The 20,394-nt window shown below is 41.1% G+C and carries 21 protein-coding genes; 10 read left to right on the forward strand and 11 right to left on the reverse strand.

Going from position 1 to position 20,394, the window contains the following annotated elements:
* Positions 1-182 precede the first annotated feature (182 nt).
* The 5 genes from ORI98_RS01385 to ORI98_RS01405 form a co-directional block, all read right to left on the reverse strand.
* Positions 183-746, reverse strand: coding sequence for a glutathione peroxidase (locus ORI98_RS01385; protein ID WP_306134060.1), 564 nt, complete (start codon positions 744-746; stop codon positions 183-185).
* A 103-nt stretch (positions 747-849) separates the two neighbouring features.
* A complete protein-coding gene (locus ORI98_RS01390) occupies positions 850-1,017 on the reverse strand; it encodes a hypothetical protein (protein ID WP_306133969.1) in 168 nt (55 codons plus the stop codon).
* 25 nt (positions 1,018-1,042) lie between these two features.
* Positions 1,043-1,642 (reverse strand): hypothetical protein, encoded by a 600-nt coding sequence (locus ORI98_RS01395; RefSeq protein ID WP_306133971.1) that lies wholly within the window; start codon positions 1,640-1,642, stop codon positions 1,043-1,045.
* A 219-nt stretch (positions 1,643-1,861) separates the two neighbouring features.
* Positions 1,862-2,974 carry a PilT/PilU family type 4a pilus ATPase gene (locus tag ORI98_RS01400; RefSeq protein WP_306133972.1) on the reverse strand — a complete coding sequence of 371 codons (1,113 nt, stop codon included), beginning with the start codon at positions 2,972-2,974 and terminating at the stop codon, positions 1,862-1,864.
* Positions 2,975-2,985: 11 nt separating this feature from the next.
* Positions 2,986-4,023, reverse strand: a complete 1,038-nt coding sequence (locus ORI98_RS01405; RefSeq protein ID WP_188841225.1) for a type IV pilus twitching motility protein PilT — start codon at positions 4,021-4,023, stop codon at positions 2,986-2,988.
* A 24-nt stretch (positions 4,024-4,047) separates the two neighbouring features.
* Here ORI98_RS01405 and ORI98_RS01410 point away from each other — a divergent pair, with 24 nt between their 5' ends.
* From ORI98_RS01410 to ORI98_RS01440, 7 genes are all read left to right on the forward strand, one after another.
* A complete protein-coding gene (locus ORI98_RS01410; RefSeq protein WP_306133973.1) occupies positions 4,048-4,740 on the forward strand; it encodes a YggS family pyridoxal phosphate-dependent enzyme in 693 nt (230 codons plus the stop codon).
* A gap of 371 nt (positions 4,741-5,111) precedes the next feature.
* Positions 5,112-5,930, forward strand: a complete 819-nt coding sequence (gene proC, locus ORI98_RS01415; RefSeq protein ID WP_306133974.1) for a pyrroline-5-carboxylate reductase — start codon at positions 5,112-5,114, stop codon at positions 5,928-5,930.
* Positions 5,931-6,078: 148 nt separating this feature from the next.
* Positions 6,079-6,627 (forward strand): YggT family protein, encoded by a 549-nt coding sequence (locus tag ORI98_RS01420; protein WP_261299272.1) that lies wholly within the window; start codon positions 6,079-6,081, stop codon positions 6,625-6,627.
* Between the two features lie 71 nt (positions 6,628-6,698).
* Positions 6,699-7,139, forward strand: coding sequence for a DUF4426 domain-containing protein (locus ORI98_RS01425; protein WP_261299271.1), 441 nt, complete (start codon positions 6,699-6,701; stop codon positions 7,137-7,139).
* A 184-nt stretch (positions 7,140-7,323) separates the two neighbouring features.
* Positions 7,324-7,941 (forward strand): RdgB/HAM1 family non-canonical purine NTP pyrophosphatase, encoded by a 618-nt coding sequence (gene rdgB, locus ORI98_RS01430; protein ID WP_306133975.1) that lies wholly within the window; start codon positions 7,324-7,326, stop codon positions 7,939-7,941.
* Between the two features lie 44 nt (positions 7,942-7,985).
* Positions 7,986-9,122 carry a radical SAM family heme chaperone HemW gene (gene hemW / locus ORI98_RS01435; RefSeq protein WP_306133976.1) on the forward strand — a complete coding sequence of 379 codons (1,137 nt, stop codon included), beginning with the start codon at positions 7,986-7,988 and terminating at the stop codon, positions 9,120-9,122.
* A 384-nt stretch (positions 9,123-9,506) separates the two neighbouring features.
* Entirely contained in the window at positions 9,507-11,354 is a 1,848-nt protein-coding gene (locus ORI98_RS01440) for a DUF885 family protein (RefSeq protein WP_306133977.1), read from the forward strand.
* A gap of 888 nt (positions 11,355-12,242) precedes the next feature.
* On the opposite strand, the gene ORI98_RS01445 is transcribed toward ORI98_RS01440, so the two are convergent.
* From ORI98_RS01445 to trmB, 5 genes are all read right to left on the reverse strand, one after another.
* Positions 12,243-13,184 (reverse strand): LysR family transcriptional regulator, encoded by a 942-nt coding sequence (locus ORI98_RS01445; RefSeq protein WP_188841233.1) that lies wholly within the window; start codon positions 13,182-13,184, stop codon positions 12,243-12,245.
* Between the two features lie 474 nt (positions 13,185-13,658).
* The gene (locus ORI98_RS01450; protein ID WP_261297613.1) at positions 13,659-14,534 is read right to left on the reverse strand and encodes a YggN family protein; all 876 of its coding nucleotides are present in this window, start codon (positions 14,532-14,534) and stop codon (positions 13,659-13,661) included.
* Between the two features lie 345 nt (positions 14,535-14,879).
* Complete coding sequence (glsB, locus tag ORI98_RS01455; RefSeq protein ID WP_261297612.1) at positions 14,880-15,794, reverse strand: glutaminase B; 915 nt, start codon at positions 15,792-15,794, stop codon at positions 14,880-14,882.
* Positions 15,795-16,121 (reverse strand): 50S ribosome-binding protein YggL, encoded by a 327-nt coding sequence (locus ORI98_RS01460; RefSeq protein ID WP_261297611.1) that lies wholly within the window; start codon positions 16,119-16,121, stop codon positions 15,795-15,797.
* A 23-nt stretch (positions 16,122-16,144) separates the two neighbouring features.
* The gene (trmB, locus tag ORI98_RS01465) at positions 16,145-16,861 is read right to left on the reverse strand and encodes a tRNA (guanosine(46)-N7)-methyltransferase TrmB (protein ID WP_261297610.1); all 717 of its coding nucleotides are present in this window, start codon (positions 16,859-16,861) and stop codon (positions 16,145-16,147) included.
* A 154-nt stretch (positions 16,862-17,015) separates the two neighbouring features.
* Here trmB and mutY point away from each other — a divergent pair, with 154 nt between their 5' ends.
* From mutY to ORI98_RS01480, 3 genes are all read left to right on the forward strand, one after another.
* On the forward strand, positions 17,016-18,134 hold the full coding sequence (gene mutY, locus ORI98_RS01470) for an A/G-specific adenine glycosylase (RefSeq protein WP_306133979.1): 1,119 nt from the start codon (positions 17,016-17,018) through the stop codon (positions 18,132-18,134).
* A gap of 2 nt (positions 18,135-18,136) precedes the next feature.
* Positions 18,137-18,412, forward strand: coding sequence for an oxidative damage protection protein (locus ORI98_RS01475; protein ID WP_261297608.1), 276 nt, complete (start codon positions 18,137-18,139; stop codon positions 18,410-18,412).
* A 179-nt stretch (positions 18,413-18,591) separates the two neighbouring features.
* Positions 18,592-19,389 (forward strand): sugar-binding protein, encoded by a 798-nt coding sequence (locus tag ORI98_RS01480; protein ID WP_306133980.1) that lies wholly within the window; start codon positions 18,592-18,594, stop codon positions 19,387-19,389.
* A 400-nt stretch (positions 19,390-19,789) separates the two neighbouring features.
* Here the strand turns inward: ORI98_RS01480 and ORI98_RS01485 are convergent, their stop codons facing one another.
* Positions 19,790-20,377 carry a YceI family protein gene (locus ORI98_RS01485; protein ID WP_261297606.1) on the reverse strand — a complete coding sequence of 196 codons (588 nt, stop codon included), beginning with the start codon at positions 20,375-20,377 and terminating at the stop codon, positions 19,790-19,792.
* Positions 20,378-20,394 lie beyond the last annotated feature (17 nt).

Here is a 20,394-nt window from a genome sequence, read left to right on the forward strand (position 1 = left end):
CTTGCTGAAAATGCGACTTAACTAGCCAAAATTATCACTGCAGCCGAATAAATGGCCTATCAAATAATCTTTTATCTTAAAAACGGCTTTAGCTTAACCCGAAATATTGCCGTTATTAAGGTTTGAATGGGTTGAAAAACAACTTATTCCGTTTTGATAAAATGACGATTGAGCTATCGGGGTTATAGGCTTAACTGTTTTTCAATCGCATTTTTTAGCTCTTCGCTGTCGGGTTTCACTCGCGAGTTAAACTGAGTCACAGTTTCGCCATCACCAGATACGAGGTATTTGTAGAAATTCCATTTTGGCGCGCTGGTTTTGGCGTTCAAATGTTCAAATACTGAATTAGCATCGCTGCCTCGAACCGGTGATGTTGCCACCATGGTAAAAGTGACACCGTAATTTAAGAAACAAACATCTGCGGTTTTCGCTTCATCTTTTTCTTCTTGGAAAAAATCATCCGATGGAAAACCAATTACCACTAATCCTTGGTCTTTATAATTTTGATGCAAGGCTTCAAGCGCTTTAAATTGCGGCGTAAAACCACAATTGGAGGCGGTATTGACAATTAATACCGACTTACCTTGGGTTAGTTCGCACAGGTTTACATTTTCTTCAGAATGTAATTTGCGCGCCTCAACATTTAAATAATCCGGACAACTTGCCGCAGTCGCCGTGGCGCTATACAACGCCGCGCCAACAAACAGTGTAGATATAACGGCTGTGCCTTTGATAAATGGCATCATAATAGAATGATTAACGCTTTTTGCTGTAACAGACATGATCAATCCTCAGTTTATTTGTTATTTATCAAGCTCTATACGAACACAAACAGCCGTTCGATCACGATTAAAAATACAAACCGATATTTATATTAAGTCGAGAATGCCACGCAGTATCGCCATTATCAATGCCAACGCCCTCACCTCCGGCAAAATTCCTATTTTTTCCGGCAATCCAATCAACATACGAATAAAACTTACCCGCAGTAATCGCACATCCCGTCACGTTTTGCATTGAATTAGGCAATCACCCGAAGCAATCACTGTGCTGTAATGTTGTAACAGGTTAAGTTTGAAATCGGCCCCCAATCTACATCCATCGACTTTGAAATATTTGCTGTGACTACATCCGCTTGTGCGGCAATTTCAAAGGGATATGAGAATGCTGATAAGGCGATTCGATTACTATTGTTCACATCATAATCATAATGCAAGTATTGCAATTGAAGCTGCCACTTTTGCCAATCCGCTTGCCAATGCGCGGCGCCAGCAAAGGTGTTTATATCATCGGTATTTGCTGTTGGATTCAGCCCTGACACATTAGCTACAAAATCTAACTGACCGTATTGAAATGAACCGCCTACTTTATGGCTAAACTCGCCCTGTTGCAGCTGGTATTCCAGTCGTGCATTTAACTGCCCAGCTTCTTCATATGGTGATTGTGCTGTTGTTGCCACATCAAATGAGTAACGGTCAAAACGACTACCTTTGCCATATTCATCATTGGCAAAATAAGCAAAATCAACACGCAAGTTATCACGTTGATATTGATAATGAATGCCTGCATCATAATCATCTTCAAAGCCAATGTAGTAGGTTGCCCCAAACCAGAACGAATGTGCGGCGTAGGGGAATAACACATAATGCGGGTAGTGATGCTTTCTTGAGGAAAGACATGAAAAAATCCTTAGGGTAAATAGAATGGTTTCTCAATCATTGAACAAAATCAAATTCATCTAAATGAACAGAATGCTAACAACTGAGGCACAAACAAAAGAATGGAACCAACAAGTACAACAAAAAGCCGCAACAATTGTTGCGGCTTAGTCGCCAAGTGGTAATTAACCCAGTATTGCTGATTAATCTAAATCTAAGGTGACGCCTTCCATGAAACCAGAATTTGATGTGTCGTTGGTTTTAAGTTTAATCATTAGACGCAAATCGTTAGGAGAGTCGGCATGGTGCAGTGCATCGGCATAGCTGATTTCGCCTGATGTATATAAGCCCAAAAGTGCTTGGTCAAATGTTTGCATCCCTTGCTCATTAGACTTTGCCATGGTTTCTTTTAGCATATGGAGTTCATTTTTAGCAATCAAGCTACTGATACGCGGAGTATTGATTAGCACTTCGATTGCAGCTCGTCGCCCTGTGCCATCTGATTTAGCAATTAACTGCTGAGCCACAATGCCACGTAAATTAAGCGATAAGTCGAACAACAGCTGGGCATGCTTACTTTCTGGCACCAAGTGCATAATACGATCGAGTGCTTGGTTAGCGTTGTTCGCATGCAGCGTTGCCATACATAGGTGGCCCGTTTCAGCAAATGATAATGCAAACTCCATGGTTTCTTGGGTACGAATTTCACCAATCAAAATCACATCTGGCGCCTGACGCAATGAGCTTTTTAATGCTGCATCAAATGATTCGGTATCAATACCTACTTCTCGTTGAGTCACAATACTTTGGCGATGGTTGTGCACAAACTCAACCGGATCTTCAATGGTAAGAATATGACCGCGGGCATGCTGATTACGATAACCAATTAAGGCTGCAAGTGACGTTGATTTACCCGTGCCAGTGCCCCCTACCATAATAATCAAGCCACGTTTGCTCATCACCAAATCTTTTAAAATAGGTGGCAGCTTTAAATCATCCACTTCAGGAATAGTGGTCTCAATACGGCGCATGACACAACCGGCTGAATCCCGCTGCCAAAAGGCACTTACACGAAATCGTCCTAAGCCAGACACAGCATAGGCAAAGTTACATTCGCGAGATTCTTTAAACTCCTTTTTCTGCACATCAGACATCAATGATTCAACAAACTCTAATGATTGAGCAGGAGTTAGCTTAGTTTCAGTTAATGGCCTAAGTTCACCATCAATTTTGGCACTGGGCGGAAACATCGCCGTGATGAATAAATCAGAAGCTTTTTTCTCGACCATTGTGGCTAAAAAAGGGCGCACATCCATTTTAGTATTCCTTAGAAGTTTGCTTGTTTGTTCGAGCTTTTTTGCATCGCATCTTCACGGGTAATTAAGCCGCGGTTAACCAGTGTTTGCAAGCACTGCTCTAGCGTTTGCATACCATGCGCCATACCGGTTTGAATTGCTGAGTACATTTGCGCAACTTTGTCTTCACGGATCAGATTTCGAATCGCAGGTGTTCCCATCATAATTTCATGGGCGGCAACTCGGCCTCCGCCGACTTTTTTGATCAAGGTTTGTGAAATTACCGCCTGCAGTGATTCTGATAGCATGGTACGCACCATACTTTTTTCACCTGCTGGGAATACGTCAACCACACGGTCAATGGTTTTAGCGGCTGAGGTAGTATGCAAAGTACCAAACACTAAGTGACCGGTTTCAGCGGCCGTCATGGCTAGACGAATCGTTTCTAAGTCACGCATCTCACCCACTAAAATAACGTCAGGGTCTTCACGCAGCGCGCTTCGCAGTGCGGCGTTAAAGCTATGAGTGTGTTTATGCACTTCACGTTGGTTGACCAAACATTGCTTGTTTTGATGGACGAATTCGATAGGATCTTCAATTGTTAAAATATGGTCGTGGCGGTTTTCGTTAATATAATCGACCATAGCCGCGAGGGTGGTTGATTTACCTGAACCCGTCGGCCCAGTTACCAGCACTAATCCGCGTGGAAAACTGGAGATTTTTTTGAAGATATCAGGCGCGCCCAATTGTTCAAGTGATAAAATATCAGAGGGAATGGTACGGAATACGGCACCTGCACCACGTGACTGGTTAAATGCGTTAACACGAAAGCGTGCTAAATTAGGCACTTCGAACGAGAAGTCAATTTCAAGATGTTCTTCATAATCTTTACGCTGTTTATCGTTCATAATGTCGTACACTAAACTGTGCACACCCGCATGGTCTAACGCCGGTAAGTTAATTTTTCTGACTTCACCGTCAACACGGATCATAGGTGAAACACCTGCAGAAAGATGTAGATCTGATGCTTTATGTTTTACACTAAAGGCCAGTAATTCAGTGATTTCCATTATAGAGATGTCCATTTTAACAACATGAATACAACAATAGCAGACAGATTATCAATCGCCCAGAGTAGAATTAATCAAGCGGCGCAAAAATGTTCACGCATGCCTAATGAGATAAAGCTGCTTGCGGTGAGTAAAACCAAACCTAATAGCGATATTATAGAAGCTTATTACGCTGGGCAGCGTCTTTTTGGCGAAAACTATGTTCAAGAAGGCGAGCAAAAAATTATCGAGTTGAGTGCCAACTTTCCTGATATTGAGTGGCACTTTATTGGCCCATTACAGTCCAATAAAACCAAAGTTGTTGCTGAGCACTTTGATTGGATGCACACATTAAGCCGCGAAAAAATCGCCCAACGTTTAAATGATCAACGACCACCAGCAAAAGCCCCTTTGCAAGTGTGTATTCAGGTCAATATTAGTCAAGAAGACACTAAGTCAGGCATAGATGCAGAACAAGTCATGGCACTGGCAACACAAATAAGCCACATGCCTAAACTAACACTGCGCGGCGTAATGGCCATTCCGACGGCAACGGATGATATCCGAGTGCAACAGGACGAGTTCAGTAAGCTGCAGCGCATTTATCAACATTTACAACAACACTTTGATAATATTGACACGCTTTCAATGGGAATGAGTGGTGATTTAGACGTTGCGATTGCCAATGGCTCGACCATGGTACGTATTGGCAGCGCAATATTTGGTGACAGGGCATGAGGTACTGATTTAACAGCGCCTCATTATTGATTGAGTATGCATTGATTTTAAGGTTTTTGACCTTATATCAATAGAATGAAAGATTTCGGATTATATAACGCCTAGTTTATACATTTTGGATAAGCATGGCCTAACTGTTTTTTAGCGACAAAGTAGATTTAGCGACATAGTAGATAATGGCCCCTGTGCCCCCCTTTGAGCACAGTGCTTAGCTTACAGATTTTAATCCTAAGTGTGTGGATAAAACGATGACTACGTTTCACTCAGGCTAAAGTAACAATAAACTTGTGTTTAAAAGACGTAGTCTGTTCTTGCTTCGTTTTGGCTTGACTCAAGATAATTGCAAATAACAAATTGAATGGATTGATAACATGACACAAGCAAAAGTATGTTTTATTGGCGCAGGTAATATGACTCGCAGTATTGTTAGCGGGTTAATTAAAAATGGTTATCCAAGTGAATTGGTTCACGCAACTAACCCTAGCCAGGCCAAGCTTGATGCTTTGCATTCCGATTTTGGTATTGTGGTGTCTAACGATAATGTTAAGGCGGCTGAGCAAGCAGATGTGATCGTTCTTAGTGTCAAACCCCAATTAATGCAACAAGTTTGCGAGCAGATGCAGCACCTAGACTTAGCGAATAAGTTAGTCATTACTATTGCCGCAGGTATTCCTGCCGCTCGTTACAGTGAATATTTCAACCAGCCGATTACCCTTATCCGCACTATGCCGAATACCCCAACCCAATTAGGTTTTGGCATGACAGGTATCTATGCCGATAACAGCATCAGTGAATCACATAAAGCAATTTGCCAACAGTTGATGCAAAGTGGCGGCAAAGTAGTGTGGGTTGAAAAAGAAGATGAATTAAATCAAGTCATTGCACTTGCCGGTAGCTCCCCGGCCTATTTTTTCTTGTTTATTGAATCAATGATAGAAACAGGTAAAAAGATGGGCATGGATGAAGCAAAAGCCCGTGTGTTAGCTGAACAGGCCGCATTAGGCGCCGCACAAATGGTGATTCAAAACCAAGATTTATCTTTAGCTGAGTTACGTAATAACGTGACCTCAAAAGGCGGCACCACAGCTCAGGCCATTGAAACATTTGAACAGGGAGGATTACGTACCTTGGTTGATAAAGCCATGAATAACTGTGTCGCCCGAGCTGAAGAAATGGCAAAAACATTTTAAAGATAGAAATTAAGTGTGTTATCAGTATTGGGTGCTAAAATCACCCTGAATAATCTTTACTTCGTTGGTTACCTTGATTAATTCAGCCCAATGAAACTGAACCAGTTAAGTTCAATACCCAGAACACTCGAAAGAGAAAGGCAATATCATGAATGCGATGAGTTTTTTAGTTAGCACAGTATTTGATTTATATTTGATGGTAGTCATTCTACGCTTTTGGCTACAGTTAGTTCGCGCTGACTTTTATAATCCGTTTAGCCAGTTTGTGGTGAAAGCGACCCAACCGATTGTCGCCCCTATGCGTAGAATACTACCGTCTATGGGTAGCATAGATACCGCATCAGTGGTTCTGGCATTTTTAGTGGTACTGGCAAAAATGTTAGTGCTTACTCTTATTGCTGGCGCGGGTATTGATATTGGTATTTTATTATTGTTCTCAGTTGTTGCGGTGATCAAAAATGCGGGCGTGCTACTGTTTTGGATGTTGTTAATCCGCGCAGTTCTCAGCTGGTTCAATCAAGGTTATAACCCAGTAGTCATGATTATGACTCAGTTAACCGAGCCAATTCTTGCACCTATCCGTCGCATTATTCCTGCTATTGGTGGATTAGATTTATCTGTTTTAGTGTTGTTTATCGCCATGAACTTCATCAATATTTTATTCTCACAGTACATTCCATTCTGGGCGAACATCTAAGCTTAAAATATCCCCAAAGGCAGACTCATTGCAGTCTGCCTTTTTTATATAACGTTTAAAAGGACATAAATATGTTACGTAACATACTTTCGCTGGCGTTAATGACAAGCTTAATGCTGTTTATCACCAGTGCTGTTGCTGAGCAAAAGCAACAAGTTGGCAATTATGATATCCACTACATGGCGCTTGGCAGCACCTTTATTACTCCTGCTATAGCCAAAACCTACGGTATTGAACGTAGCCAATATAATGGCATTATTAATATCACAGTGTTAGACACAAGCCAGCAAGGCAATCCTGCGGTGGCGGTCGAAATTTCTGGTATTGCGAATAACTTATTAGATGCCCGTATGGATTTAAATTTTAAAGAAATACGTGAAGGAGATGCAATCTACTATATCGCACAGGTGCCCTATCGTGATGATCAAGAAATCAATTTCACAATTGCTGTTAAGCATGGCAATAAACTTAATACCGCATTAAAGTTTAAACAGAAATTTTATGTCGACTAACTGATCGAGCAGTAACCACATTTGCTAAGTGTCAGCGCGTATTTCATCCTTGAATATGCGCTGAAACTTAACAACGCCCAGACCACTTGATAATCCGCTTGATAATCCGCTTTAGCCACCCTTCTTTTACCCCGTGCATAGGGTATAATGCCTGCCATTATAAATGATGATTTAAGGCCGTTTCATGCAAACCTCACTTTCACAGCAAATTGTCTTAGCCAGTGGTAACAAAGGCAAACTCAATGAGTTTGACCAGATGCTCGCTAAATTTAATATTCAGGTGCTTGCACAGAGCCAATTTGACGTACCCGAAGTAGCAGAAACTGGCACCACATTTGTTGAAAATGCCATTATTAAAGCTCGCCATGCGGCAAGTGTTACCGGAAAGCCGGCAATTGCAGATGATTCTGGCATTGAAGTCGATGCATTAGACGGTGAGCCTGGTATTTACTCTGCTCGATATTCTGGTGCGGACGCGACCGAGCTTAGCAATTATCAAAAACTGTTAGCTGAAATGACATCAAAGCCACACCGTGCGGCGCGATTTCAATGTGTTTTAGTGTATATGCGTCATGCGAAAGACCCAACACCTATTATTTGTCAGGCGGCCTGGGAAGGTGCAATTGCACTTGCTCCACAAGGTGAGCAAGGTCATGGCTATGATCCTATTTTTATTCCCCAGGGTTTTGATAAAACCGCGGCTGAATTAACCAGTGATGAAAAAAATGCCCACAGCCATCGCGGAAAAGCACTCGAGCTGTTAGTTGATGCCATGAAAGCCAAAGGCATTATTCAAGGTTAATGTTACACCATAGCGCACGCCATTCATTACAAGGTGATTTATCCATGTTGTCATTACCACCACTAAGCTTGTACATCCATATTCCGTGGTGCGTGCAAAAATGCCCTTATTGTGATTTTAATTCCCATGGTCAAAATGGTGAATTACCTCAACAAGCCTATGTTGATGCGTTACTGGCTGACCTTAAAAACGATTTAGCCTACGTTCAACAAAGGCCGATACACACCATATTTATTGGTGGCGGTACGCCATCTTTATTTGATGCGAGTCAAATTCAGCGCTTACTCAATGGTGTTGAAGCCTTGATCCCTTTTGAAAACAATATTGAAATCACCATGGAGGCCAACCCTGGCACACTGGAACATGACGATTTTGCGGCCTATCGTGCAGCGGGCGTGACCCGTCTTTCGATTGGCGTACAAAGTTTTTCAAGAGAGAAACTTAATCTTTTAGGACGCATCCACGATCAAGATGAAGCAAAAACTGCGGCAAAAAAAGCCAAACAGGCGCAATATTTAAGTTTTAACTTGGATTTAATGCACGGTTTACCAAATCAAAGTTTTGATGAGGCAATGCATGATATCGACACGGCAGCGGCATTGCAGCCACCGCATTTATCTTGGTATCAACTGACCATTGAGCCTAATACGCTATTTCACTCTAAGCCACCGCAATTACCGGATGATGAGAACCTATGGCATATTTACGAGCAAGGACAAAAAAAGTTAGCCGAGTTAGGTTATGAACAGTACGAGATTTCTGCCTACGCCAAACCAGGGTTTCAATGCAGACACAATCTAAACTATTGGCAGTTTGGTGATTACCTTGGCATAGGTTGCGGAGCTCACGGCAAAATCACCTTACCAGAAACAGACAACATCATCCGCACAGTAAAAATTAAACATCCAAAAGGCTATTTAGCGGCCAGTGATTACACCTTTGAAACAACAGAGGTGATTGCGCAAGACAGACCGTTAGAGTATTTAATGAATCGCTTACGCCTAATGACGCCAATCCCTAAAACTGAATTTGAGTTGCGTACTGGTCAGAAAGCTGCCGTCGTCAAAGAGGGAATGGATAAGTCGATTGCACGTGGGTTAGTGACCGAAACGGATACTCATTGGCACTTGACACCTAAAGGGCACATGTTTGTTAACGACCTGTTGTCGCAGTTTATTTAAGCGATTTTATCATTGCCCCGCAGTTAACTCGGGGCGATGTTCTGATGTTTGCGACTGTGTCCTATTAGCAAGGTGATACAAGTAAATAGCATAGACTCGGCTCATTCGTTTCAAATAGATAAACCCATCGAATACCTACCAAACTGACCACGACTTCTTTTATAAAAACTCCCGCGAGACTCAGCAAAAATGCAGCTTTAACACAGACTCAATATCACAGTGGAAGAGTGTCATTTAGCCATGGTAAAAATTTGATATAACGCTATGTATCAGAACTCACTCATTTTTATTACAACACCGAAACACTTACTAACACTTCCTTTTATACTTTTGCCCCAAGCTTTATTAGGATAGCGGCTTTAAAAATACTATTGGATGCGTGTGATGCTGATAAAAACAAAAACAACCATAATTGCGTTAACCCTTTCTAGCTTATTAAGCGGTGCGGTTTACGCTCATTCTAATCAGGTTTCTAGTGCTCAAGAAAGCGTTAAAACGGTTAGCGCCCCCCAAACAGCCTCACAAAAAGCCAATGTGTTATTTGACGAATTTTTTATGCAAAGCGTTATGGCTAATCCTATTAACCAAACATACTTAGGCATAAAACAAGACTATGACAAGTGGAATGACATTTCAGATGCCGGTTTAGATGCTGATTTAGCGTTAACTAAAACCCAGTTGGCCAAGTTATTGACCATAGATGTCAGTCAACTTGATGAGCAAACCACCCTCAGTTATGAACTGTTAAAAGCCAGTTTTGAGCAGCGCATTGCCGATGATAAATGGCGTTATCATACTTACCCCATTAACCAAATGTATGGTCTGCATTCAATGGTGCCATCATTTTTAATTAACCAACATCAGATTACCGACTTAAGTGATGCTAAAGCTTACATTAGCCGCTTAGCTGGCATTCAACCTTTGCTTAAACAGCTTGAAGTTGAATTAACTGTTCGCGCCAATAAAAACATTATTGCCCCCAAATTTGTATTTCCATACGTTATTTCAGACAGTAAAAATATCATCACTGGCGCCCCATTTGATAACAGCGACAAAGACAGCGCTTTATGGGCTGACTTTAAGCGTAAAGTGGCTAAATTATCGATAACTGACGATGAGAAAAACATCTTATTAGCCGATGCAAAATCAGCATTAATCAAACATGTTGAACCAGGTTATCAAAGCCTAATTAGCTACGTTACTGAGTTAGAAACTAAAGCTGATACCCGTGATGGAGCTTGGAAGTTTCCTGACGGTGAAGCTTACTTCAACAATGCCTTAGCTCGCACAACTACGACTAATATGACCTCAGATCAAATTCATGATTTAGGTTTATCAGAAGTCGCTCGTATTCATGACGAAATGCGCGACATTATGAAAAAAGTCGGCTTTAAAGGTGATTTACAAGCCTTTTTCGCATTCATGCGTGATGACAAACAATTCTACTATCCTGATACCCAAGCTGGCCGTGATGCATATATTACCGAAGCAAAAGCGTTAATTGATAATATGGAATCGCGTTTAGACGAAGTCTTTAAAATTAAACCTAAGGCGAAACTTGTGGTCCGTCCGGTTGAAGCATTCCGTGAACAATCTGCAGGAAAAGCATTTTATGATCAACCTGCGCCAGATGGTTCACGCCCAGGCACTTACTATGCAAACCTGTATGAAATGAATGCGATGCCAAAATATCAAATGGAAGCACTGGCTTACCATGAAGGCATTCCTGGTCACCATATGCAAATTGCTATCGCACAGGAATTAGAGGGGCTTCCTCAGTTCCGTAAGTTTGGTGGTTACACGGCCTATGTAGAAGGCTGGGGGTTATATACCGAATACTTCCCTAAGGAAATGGGCTTATATGCAGACCCTTACTCAGATTTTGGCCGTCTTGCTATGGAGTTATGGCGTGCTTGCCGTTTAGTGGTCGACACAGGGATCCACACTAAAAAGTGGACCCGAGAACAGGGTATCGCCTACTACGTAGAAAATACCCCTAACGCTGAGTCTGATGCAATCAAAATGGTAGAACGTCATATCGTTATGCCATCACAAGCAACCGCTTATAAAATTGGTATGATTAAAATTCTTGAGTTACGTGAACATGCTAAAAAACAACTAGGTGATAAATTTGATATTCGCGATTTCCATACGCTGATATTAAAAAATGGCCCATTGCCGCTAGACGTTTTAGAAACCAAAGTTAACCAATGGGTTAAATCGGTTAAATAAACGGATCTGATTGCACATTAAAAACAGAAACCTTCGGGTTTCTGTTTTTGATTGGCTAAAGTAAAAATCAGTCAATATAAAATACGAAATGATTGATAGCACAAAGTTACAGCGCCACCTTTTGTGTATACAGCCTAATAAAATCAGCCCATTAGATTTTAAATATGCCTTTATGTTATCGCCTCAATAAAGGAAAACATCACAAAATCTTAAAGGTATTTATTGGTTGATGCTGCTCAAGCACTAAGTCAAAAGAATTACAGTCGTTGAGAGTAAATCATAGACGGTCGTTGTTAGCTGGTGTAGTCGATAGTCGGGAGTCGGGAGTCAGTAGTCGGTAGTCGATAGTCGATAGTCGATAGTCGGTAGTCGATAGTCGGGAGTCGATAGTCGGTAGTCGGGAGTCGGGAGTCGGTAGTCGGTAGTCGGTAGTCGGTAGTCGGTAGTCGGTAGTCGGGAGTCGGTAGTCGGTAGTCGGTAGTCGGTAGTCGGTAGTCGGGAGTCGGTAGAAAAAAATAACCCCAGACAAAGTCCGGGGTAAACCAATTAAACTAGGATGATGGTTTCAAAGCTGACATTGTTTTAGTTTGCAATTCAATACCAGCCGTGACTCAAAATTTGCTTGTTAGCGGATTTGTACACATTATTGAAAAGGGGTCATTTCTCAGTAACATGCTTTGGTCAAATCATCTCGAATCAACTGATACCTATTGTATTCAAATAAGAACGAACTGCAACACATGTAATTTCAAGCTAGCCTAAGTCATTGATAACTACTTTAGAGAAACCTACTAAACAACAAGGGTAAGCAATTGATTCAAAATGAAAAACAAAAAACCGCACACTAGGTTGCGGTTTTGTTTTATTTGTAAAACAATGTTTTTAAAATTACTTACGCAATTTATACAAGTGTTCGAATTTTGTATCCCAGTATGGCGATGTACCAATGTGACCTTTAATGAAGTCAATAAAGGCACTTACCTTGGGAGCAAGATGTTTACGACGAGGGTAAACAGCCTGTAATGGCAAGTTATTGGTTAACTGCCAATCGGGTAACAATGGTACTAATGTGCCATTTTCAATTTCATCTTCCATCAAGTAGCTGGCAAGATAAGCAATACCTAGACCACTTACTGCTGCAGACTTTAACGCTGGCGCATTATCTACACGGAAATTACCTGATACACCAATCTCACAGTAATCTTCGCCTTTTTTGAACTGCCACATGCTGTGTTCATGCCATTCACCCTGATAGACCAAACAGTTGTGATCAACAAGTTGTTCTGGGCGTGAAATATTGCCATGCTTGGCAATGTATTTCGGCGATGCCGCTAGCAAGAACTGACACTTCATCAGCGGACGAGCAACCATCCCTAATGGCAGTTGCTCTGACATGGTTAACAGAAGGTCTAACCCTTCACTGACAACATCGACTTTGTGATCAAGTAAACTAACCTGTAACTCTAGCTCTGGATGTTTTGCCATAAACTCAGGTAGAGCAGGAATGATATGCATGGTACCAAACGATTGTGAAATACCAACCTTCAATACTCCACGGGTGGCATCATTTAAATTATGTACACTGGCTACGGCTTGTTCAGCATCACGCAGTAACTCCTCACCCTGCAAATAAAGTAAGTTTCCTGCTTCAGTCAAACTTAAGCTACGTGTCGTTCGCTGAATAAGTTGAACACCCAGTTTATGCTCTAAATCAGCAACCTGAGTACTCACTTTCGACTTGGAAATACCAAGACGTCTAGCCGCGGCACTGAAACTTCCTGCGCGTGCGACATGGGTAAAAATTGCAATAGGTTCTAAAAGTTCTAACATGAAAGTCGCCTTAAGCTGTTTACGACATTGAAAACGATTTTCGGCAATTTCTTTACTGACCATATTGCCTGTGAATGTCATATCACAGGGTAATCAACTGGCTAGTTCTTTATTTTTACTAAAAAACAGCTAGGTTGAGCGGTAAAGTTACGCCAATTATCCGAAAAACTAACAAAATTTGAGATAACGTGCATTTTTCTTATAATTTTTATGAGTATAACAAAAAACTATCCTATTGCTCTATAATTATAATTGTCAATTTTTTTATCAGAACAAACTTGGCATTAAACAACGCGAGGTGAACAGCTGGGGATGTTAAAAACAAAAAGCCCCTGCACGATTAAACATGCAGGGGAAGGTCAGGTGACAAGCATAAAACGAACAATACTAGGATAAAAATGTGCCGCTAAACCGCTGTTAACAATATAAGCCTATGGTTAAATAAGCCTATGGTTAACTAAGCATATGGTTAACTTATTCAGCCAAAGGTTGATCTTGCATAACAGCAAGCGGATATGGCGCTAATTGAGGGATTTCTTTTCTAAGCTGGTTTTCTAACACCATTAACTGTTCAAAATCACCACACACTTTATTCGCTCTCGCTTCTAGCGCCTGAGATTGTGATTCCATCTGGGTTTCAATGTCTTTACCTACATTCTCCATTTTAGTGGCAAATGTATTCATTTTTTCTTCAAATGACCCGCCTTCCGCAGACATAATCTGACTACCCATGCTCATCATCAAGCTGCCAATTGAATTTGAAATAATATTTTCCATTTCCTGTTCAAACTCATCATTAAAGGTTTCTTCTAATGAAGCATCGGTTGAACCAATAAAAAATTTATCGCCATGTTGATATGCCATGGTGTCTACACGCTTTTCAATGCCTGCCATTAACTTATCAATTTGGCTACCTGCTGCGTCACCTAACAACGGCGTAAGCGCCATACTGACGGCTTGTGTTGCCACGTTGACAACCTCACCGACTAAATCTATAACCTCAGGCACTTGGCGAGAAACTTCATCAGAATATTGAGTCAGTAGTTTTTGCTGTTTAGCGTTTAAATTAACGGCTTTACCCTCAACGAATAGCTGCCCCACTTCAACACGGTATTTTTCAGCGCCCTTTTCACTTACCTTTAAAGATTTTGGCTCGACAGTAACATCGTAGTTTAAGGTGACATTGCAGTTTTGATCATTCAAAGACATTTTTGCCATGGCCGGAGTAAATGCACTGGCTGTAAAAATCAAACCTGATAAGGCTATCCCCGTAAGTAACTTTTGCCCGAGTAAAGGTGATTGAATTGTGCTGGTTGAATGTGATGTGGTTGCTTTATTGTTGTTAGCCATTAGGTAAATCCTTTTTAAAATGATAATCACGTTTAACTGATAACCGCAAAATAGTGGTTTAAAAAAAACAAGCCAACTATTTACTCTGTAACTTAAACCCTGGTTTTGTCATTTTGAACACAGAGCGTTAATATTAAATATACTATTTGCACTAAACTCTGCATTAAACAATGCACCAAACATGCCAAAAACAAAAATAAACTAAAATTCATTAACTTAACAATAAAGCGATATATTAAAACCAAAAAACTCCCACGCTGAAATCGCCAAATAAGCTACTTATTAGGCATTTTAATCAATGGTTAATTAAGTTAACGACGTAAGAGGATTATCTGGATAAAAACGTTAGAAAATTGAACGTCCTAATTGCTGGCAAAGATGCTCTAACATAGCGGTGCCTGCCAATGAATTCCCATTAGTATCTAATTCTGGCGACCAGACACACACTGACATATCGCCAGGGATCACCGCAATAATACCGCCGCCAACACCACTTTTGCCCGGCATACCCACTCGATAAGCAAATTCACCCGCACCATCATACAAACCTGATGTTGCCAATAACGCGTTTAACTGACGAGTTTGGACAGGAGTGACTAGTTGCTCGCCGGTTAAGGTTTTACCACGGTTTGCCAGATACAGCATCGACTTAGATAAATCAGCACAGTTCATTCGTAAGGCGCAATAATGAAAATAATTTTTCAGTACCGTTTCAACGACGCCATCAAAATTGCCAAATGACTTCATTAAATAGGCGATTGCAGCATTACGCGCACTAAAAGCAAACTCAGAATCAGCAACCACTTTGTCGTATGCAATCGTCGGGTTCATACTGAGTTTACGCACTACCTCTAACATGCGCTGTTTTGGCGCACCGCTTCGGGCCTGCAATAAATCAGCGATCACCAAGGCACCTGCATTTATAAAAGGGTTTCTAGGCTTACCGCGTTCTAACTCAACTTGTACCAGAGAGTTAAATGAATGACCTGAAGGTTCTTTACCTACGCGACTCCAAATTTCATCTTCACGATAAAGATTCAGTGCCAGTGTAAGGCTAAAGACTTTAGAAATAGATTGAATAGAGAAAGGCTCAAGATAATCACCAGCACCGATTGTTTGCCCGTCAACGGTTGTAACAGCAATGGCAAGCTTAGTGTTATCAACATTCGCTAAAGCTGGGATGTAGTCGGCAACTTTACCTTTACCTAAAAGCGGCCTGACACTGTCGACCGCTTGTTGTAGTAACGCTTGGTTTAGCAATTAGCCCCACCAGATATCATATAAAGTAGACGCTTCCACTTCTTTAACTGGTTTGCCTTGCCAAAAACCGGTAACTGCTGCGATATCTTCATCGGTACATTTACCAATGTGCTGTGTGGCGATAATACCTTGCCATTCTTTATGACCACCGCCATGAAAACCTAATTGACGAGGTTCAATCACTTCATCGATAAACTGATCAACTAAACTATCAATATCCTGTTCTGACACAGACTCTTCAAACGTCCACTGGATGTCAAAACCGAACTCTTGGAACTCATCAACACGTAACTTTTTACGTAAACGACGGCTACGATTCTTTGCCATGATTTTTCTCCTAATAGACGTTATTAATCAATACGTTCGAACATTATATCCCAAACACCATGGCCTAAGCGATGGCCACGGGCTTCAAATTTTGTCAAAGGACGGTGATCGGGTCTTTCTACCACTGTGCCTGTTGCTGATTGGTTTTTATAACCAGGGGCAGCTTGCATCACTTCTAGCATATGTTCGCTGTAATTTTCCCAGTCTGTCGCCATATGGAATACGCCACCTACTTTCAGTTTACGGCGAATAAGCTGGACAAATTCTGGCTGAACAATACGACGCTTGTGGTGACGTTTTTTATGCCAAGGATCGGGGAAAAACAACTGCACACGAGCCAAAGAGCCGTCGGCAATACTGTGCTCTAACACTTCCATTGCATCATGATGATAAACACGCAAGTTAGTGACTTGGGCTTCACCAGCATCAGCCAAACACGCTCCTACTCCAGGCTTATGCACTTCAATGCCAATGTAGTTTAGCTCAGGAGCCGCTTTCGCCATTTGCACTAAAGATGCGCCCATACCGAAACCGATCTCTAAAACCGTGTCGGCTTCGCGGCCAAATACCTGAGTTAAATCCAAAGCTTCAGGACTATAATCAAGTCCCATTGTTGGCCAGTGTGATTCAATAGCTTGTGATTGCCCTTTCGTTAAACGGCCTTCACGTAATACAAAGCTTCTGATTTTACGAAGGTACTTACCTTCTTCATTAAATTCAGCTGTGGTAACGTCGCTCATTTTCGCCTCTTTATTACAATTATGCGTTTAAAAAACGACTCTATTTGTAATAGTTAATCTTAAAATTTTATTTCAGCCCCGTAGTATACCTAATCTGCTAACAATTGTTTATATAAACCTTGTTTGATTAATTGCCTATCGCTACACTGCGACGATGAAAAAAGTATCCTCTTTCGCTGAGCGAATCATCGCTTGGTATGACATTCACGGGCGTAAAAAGCTGCCGTGGCAAATAGATAAAACCCCATATAGCGTATGGGTTTCTGAGATCATGTTGCAACAAACCCAAGTTGCAACTGTTATCCCTTATTACCAAAAATTTATGGCACGGTTTCCAACGGTTGTTGATTTGGCTAATGCTGACCAAGATGAAGTACTGCATCTTTGGACTGGGCTAGGTTATTACGCCAGAGCACGTAACCTTCATAAAGCAGCAATTCATATCCGAGATGAATTTGCCGGTGTTTTCCCAACCGAGTTTGAACAGGTATTAGCCTTATCAGGCATTGGGCGATCAACGGCTGGTGCGGTGTTATCTTTATCTCTTGGGCAACACCACCCAATTTTAGATGGTAACGTAAAGCGAGTGCTTGCCCGCCATGGTGCCATTGATGGCTGGCCAGGACAAAAAAACGTTGAGCAAACTTTATGGGATTTAACCGATAAGTTAACCCCTATAAAAGAGGTACAAAAATACAATCAAGCCATGATGGATTTAGGTGCCAGTATTTGCAGTCGTAGTAAACCACAATGTTCAAACTGTCCTGTGGCAATTGATTGCCAAGCCCAGCTAAGCGGTAACCAACATCTGTATCCAGGTAAAAAGCCGAAAAAAACCATCCCAACAAAGCAAGCCTGGATGCTTGTGATGCTGCATCAAGGACAAGTGCAATTAATTCAACGTCCACCCGCAGGAATATGGGGGGGATTATGGTGTTTCCCACAATTTGATGATCAAGCATCTATTGAACACTATGCCCAAAAGCACCAGTTAATTAAATCTGCTATCGACTTAGTCGGATTTAGGCATACTTTTAGTCATTTTCACTTAGATATTACCCCTATTTTAGTCGTCGTCGAACATCAAGAATTATGCTTTTCAACAGCGGATATTAATGGGGTGATGGAACAAACGCCACCACTCTGGTATAACATCATCCATCCAGCCAAAGTCGGTTTAGCCGCAGCAACTGAAAAGATTTTAGCCAATCTTGCTGCTGAATTAGCTAAACACCCCGATAATGTCGCTGCCCCAATACACGTTAAGGAGTAAACATGTCTCGCACTGTAGAATGCGTTCATTTAAATAAATCAGCTGACGGCTTAGACTTCCAACTTTACCCAGGTGCCTTAGGTAAACGTATTTTTGACAATATCAGCAAAGAAGCATGGGGGTTGTGGCAAAAAAAGCAAACCATGCTTATCAACGAGAAAAAACTTAACATGATGAATGTTGAAGATCGTCAATTTCTTGAAGAACAAATGACTAACTTTTTATTTGAAGGCAAAGATGTAGAAATTGAAGGCTATGTTCCTCCTTCAGAAGATTAATCATCTCATTTAGCATAAAAGCCTAAGTGACAATTAAAGGATAAGTGTTTCGCTTATCCTTTTTTATCCTTCATAGTGGTGATAGACAAGGCAAGCTTAAAAACTCGGGTTAAGATCATTCAATTTTAGTCGCTTAGACTTGCACCCGCCTTAAGTAACTCACTAGTATAAGGAACCGCATGTTTAGCCTACCTAATTTAAATAAGACTCTATTCAAGCTGGGTTATTTAACAATGACCTTATGCAGTTTTCAGACATTTGCCGAAACGCCCTCTGCCACAAAAAATCATCCTATCGAAGTAAAATATGCTGATACACCAGTTAATATCGATGGCAAACCAGAGAGTTTGTGGGACAACGCCCCTTGGTTAGCAATCGATCAGCTTATTCTTGGTGTAAAACCAGTATTGGGTGACTTTAGTGGACGTTATAAATTATTGTGGCGTGAAGATAAACTGTATCTACTGGCTGAAATTGTTGACAATGTTTTGTTCGATAAAACTGCCGATCCGACCAAGTTATATTGGGATGATGATTGTCTTGAGTTATTTATTGACCAGGATGCGTCTGGCGGCGAGCATCAATTTAATCACAATGCATTTGCTTATCATGTTGCACTAGACAATCAAGTTGCCGACTTCAATTCATCTCAACAGGCGCAAACCTTTAACCAACACGTTTATAGCCGCTGGCAGCGAGATACGGACCATCCTGAGGTTATCTATTGGGAGCTTGCCATTAATGTTTTTCCTGACTCTTACAATGACAAACTCGCGGCAGATGATAAGTTACAGGCATTAGCCGTCACCTTGCAGCTTGGTGATATTATCGGATTTATGCTGGCCTATTGTGATAACGATGGTTCAGCCGAACGTGAAAGTTTTGTCGGTTCGCATAGCATAATCCCAATCAATGGTGACAAAAATTTAGGTTATAAAACAGCTGATGTTTTCGGTAAAATTCAACTGATTAAATAACCTCAGCTTGGGATGATAAGGCAGACTTAGATTGAGCTCAAACGATGTTGAGTTAACACGAAAGTTTATGGCCTTATCCACTCAAAATACCCATAACAAAAACCGCCATTAATGATAATGGCGGTTTTTTGTTAATATCATCGGTTAATAAGCTAAATAACCTGAACTCTGGATAACAACTTGCTTTCTAGAGGCTATTTTTTACTGAAAACTGTGTTAACTTTGTTTGCAATAGGCCAGCTATTGACGCACAAATTTGCCTTGTTCTAAGAAAAAATATCTCTCTAAAATACATGGGTTAGATATATGTTATTTAATTTCATACATTTAGCTAATCTCTTATCCAGAGTTCAGGTTAAATAATGCAAATGACTTATTCCCGAGTTAAATCAATCGCGAGCTATTTTTTAATCCCTTCAACAACCAACTCAAGCTCAACATTCGCTGAAGCAGGGCCTAAATCCATTTTCATCCCGTAGTCTTTCATTTTAAAAGTGGTTGTACCGGTAAAGCCTGCGCGGTATCCGCCCCAAGGATCATCGCCTTCACCTATCATTACAGCATCAATCGCCAACGGTTTAGTGACTCCGTTAAAAGTAAAATCGCCATTAACAACAAACTTACCATCACCTTTATCTTGTACCGAAGTTGATTTAAAGCTCGCTTTTGGAAATTTTGCCGTATTTAAAAAATCAGGGCTACGTAAATGCTTGTCACGTTCAGCATGGTTAGAATCAACGCTGTCGGTGTTGATATCAACATTTATACTCGCCTGTTCAACTTTGCTGGCATCAAAGCTAAAGTCACCGCTAAAGTCATTAAAGCGTCCCATAACAAAGCTATAGCCTAAATGGCTTACTTTAAATTGGATAAACGCATGAGCACCTTGGGTGTCGATAACATAGTCTGCTGCGTTTACGGTATTGGCAACAAACATTGGCGCTAACATGGCAGAGCTCATTACGGCTGCTATTAAGTGTTTTTTCATTGTTAATCCTTCCTATA

The organism is Shewanella sp. ULN5 (assembly GCF_030731885.1).
Classification (GTDB): domain Bacteria; phylum Pseudomonadota; class Gammaproteobacteria; order Enterobacterales; family Shewanellaceae; genus Shewanella; species Shewanella holmiensis.

Excerpts from the sequence above, each read along its gene's own strand:
- mutY (WP_306133979.1), top strand. The coding sequence starts at position 17,016 with ATGAAAAAAGTATCCTCTTTCGCTGAGCGAATCATCGCTTGGTATGAC.
- ORI98_RS01405 (WP_188841225.1), bottom strand. The coding sequence starts at position 4,023 with ATGGAAATCACTGAATTACTGGCCTTTAGTGTAAAACATAAAGCATCA.
- proC (WP_306133974.1), top strand. The coding sequence starts at position 5,112 with ATGACACAAGCAAAAGTATGTTTTATTGGCGCAGGTAATATGACTCGC.
- ORI98_RS01425 (WP_261299271.1), top strand. The coding sequence starts at position 6,699 with ATGTTACGTAACATACTTTCGCTGGCGTTAATGACAAGCTTAATGCTG.
- ORI98_RS01410 (WP_306133973.1), top strand. The coding sequence starts at position 4,048 with ATGAATACAACAATAGCAGACAGATTATCAATCGCCCAGAGTAGAATT.
- ORI98_RS01390 (WP_306133969.1), bottom strand. The coding sequence starts at position 1,017 with ATGCAAAACGTGACGGGATGTGCGATTACTGCGGGTAAGTTTTATTCG.
- ORI98_RS01440 (WP_306133977.1), top strand. The coding sequence starts at position 9,507 with ATGCTGATAAAAACAAAAACAACCATAATTGCGTTAACCCTTTCTAGC.
- trmB (WP_261297610.1), bottom strand. The coding sequence starts at position 16,861 with ATGAGCGACGTTACCACAGCTGAATTTAATGAAGAAGGTAAGTACCTT.
- ORI98_RS01480 (WP_306133980.1), top strand. The coding sequence starts at position 18,592 with ATGTTTAGCCTACCTAATTTAAATAAGACTCTATTCAAGCTGGGTTAT.
- ORI98_RS01450 (WP_261297613.1), bottom strand. The coding sequence starts at position 14,534 with ATGGCTAACAACAATAAAGCAACCACATCACATTCAACCAGCACAATT.
- ORI98_RS01400 (WP_306133972.1), bottom strand. The coding sequence starts at position 2,974 with ATGGATGTGCGCCCTTTTTTAGCCACAATGGTCGAGAAAAAAGCTTCT.
- ORI98_RS01475 (WP_261297608.1), top strand. The coding sequence starts at position 18,137 with ATGTCTCGCACTGTAGAATGCGTTCATTTAAATAAATCAGCTGACGGC.
- ORI98_RS01485 (WP_261297606.1), bottom strand. The coding sequence starts at position 20,377 with ATGAAAAAACACTTAATAGCAGCCGTAATGAGCTCTGCCATGTTAGCG.
- ORI98_RS01385 (WP_306134060.1), bottom strand. The coding sequence starts at position 746 with ATGATGCCATTTATCAAAGGCACAGCCGTTATATCTACACTGTTTGTT.
- ORI98_RS01420 (WP_261299272.1), top strand. The coding sequence starts at position 6,079 with ATGAATGCGATGAGTTTTTTAGTTAGCACAGTATTTGATTTATATTTG.
- ORI98_RS01460 (WP_261297611.1), bottom strand. The coding sequence starts at position 16,121 with ATGGCAAAGAATCGTAGCCGTCGTTTACGTAAAAAGTTACGTGTTGAT.
- hemW (WP_306133976.1), top strand. The coding sequence starts at position 7,986 with ATGTTGTCATTACCACCACTAAGCTTGTACATCCATATTCCGTGGTGC.
- rdgB (WP_306133975.1), top strand. The coding sequence starts at position 7,324 with ATGCAAACCTCACTTTCACAGCAAATTGTCTTAGCCAGTGGTAACAAA.
- ORI98_RS01445 (WP_188841233.1), bottom strand. The coding sequence starts at position 13,184 with ATGTTAGAACTTTTAGAACCTATTGCAATTTTTACCCATGTCGCACGC.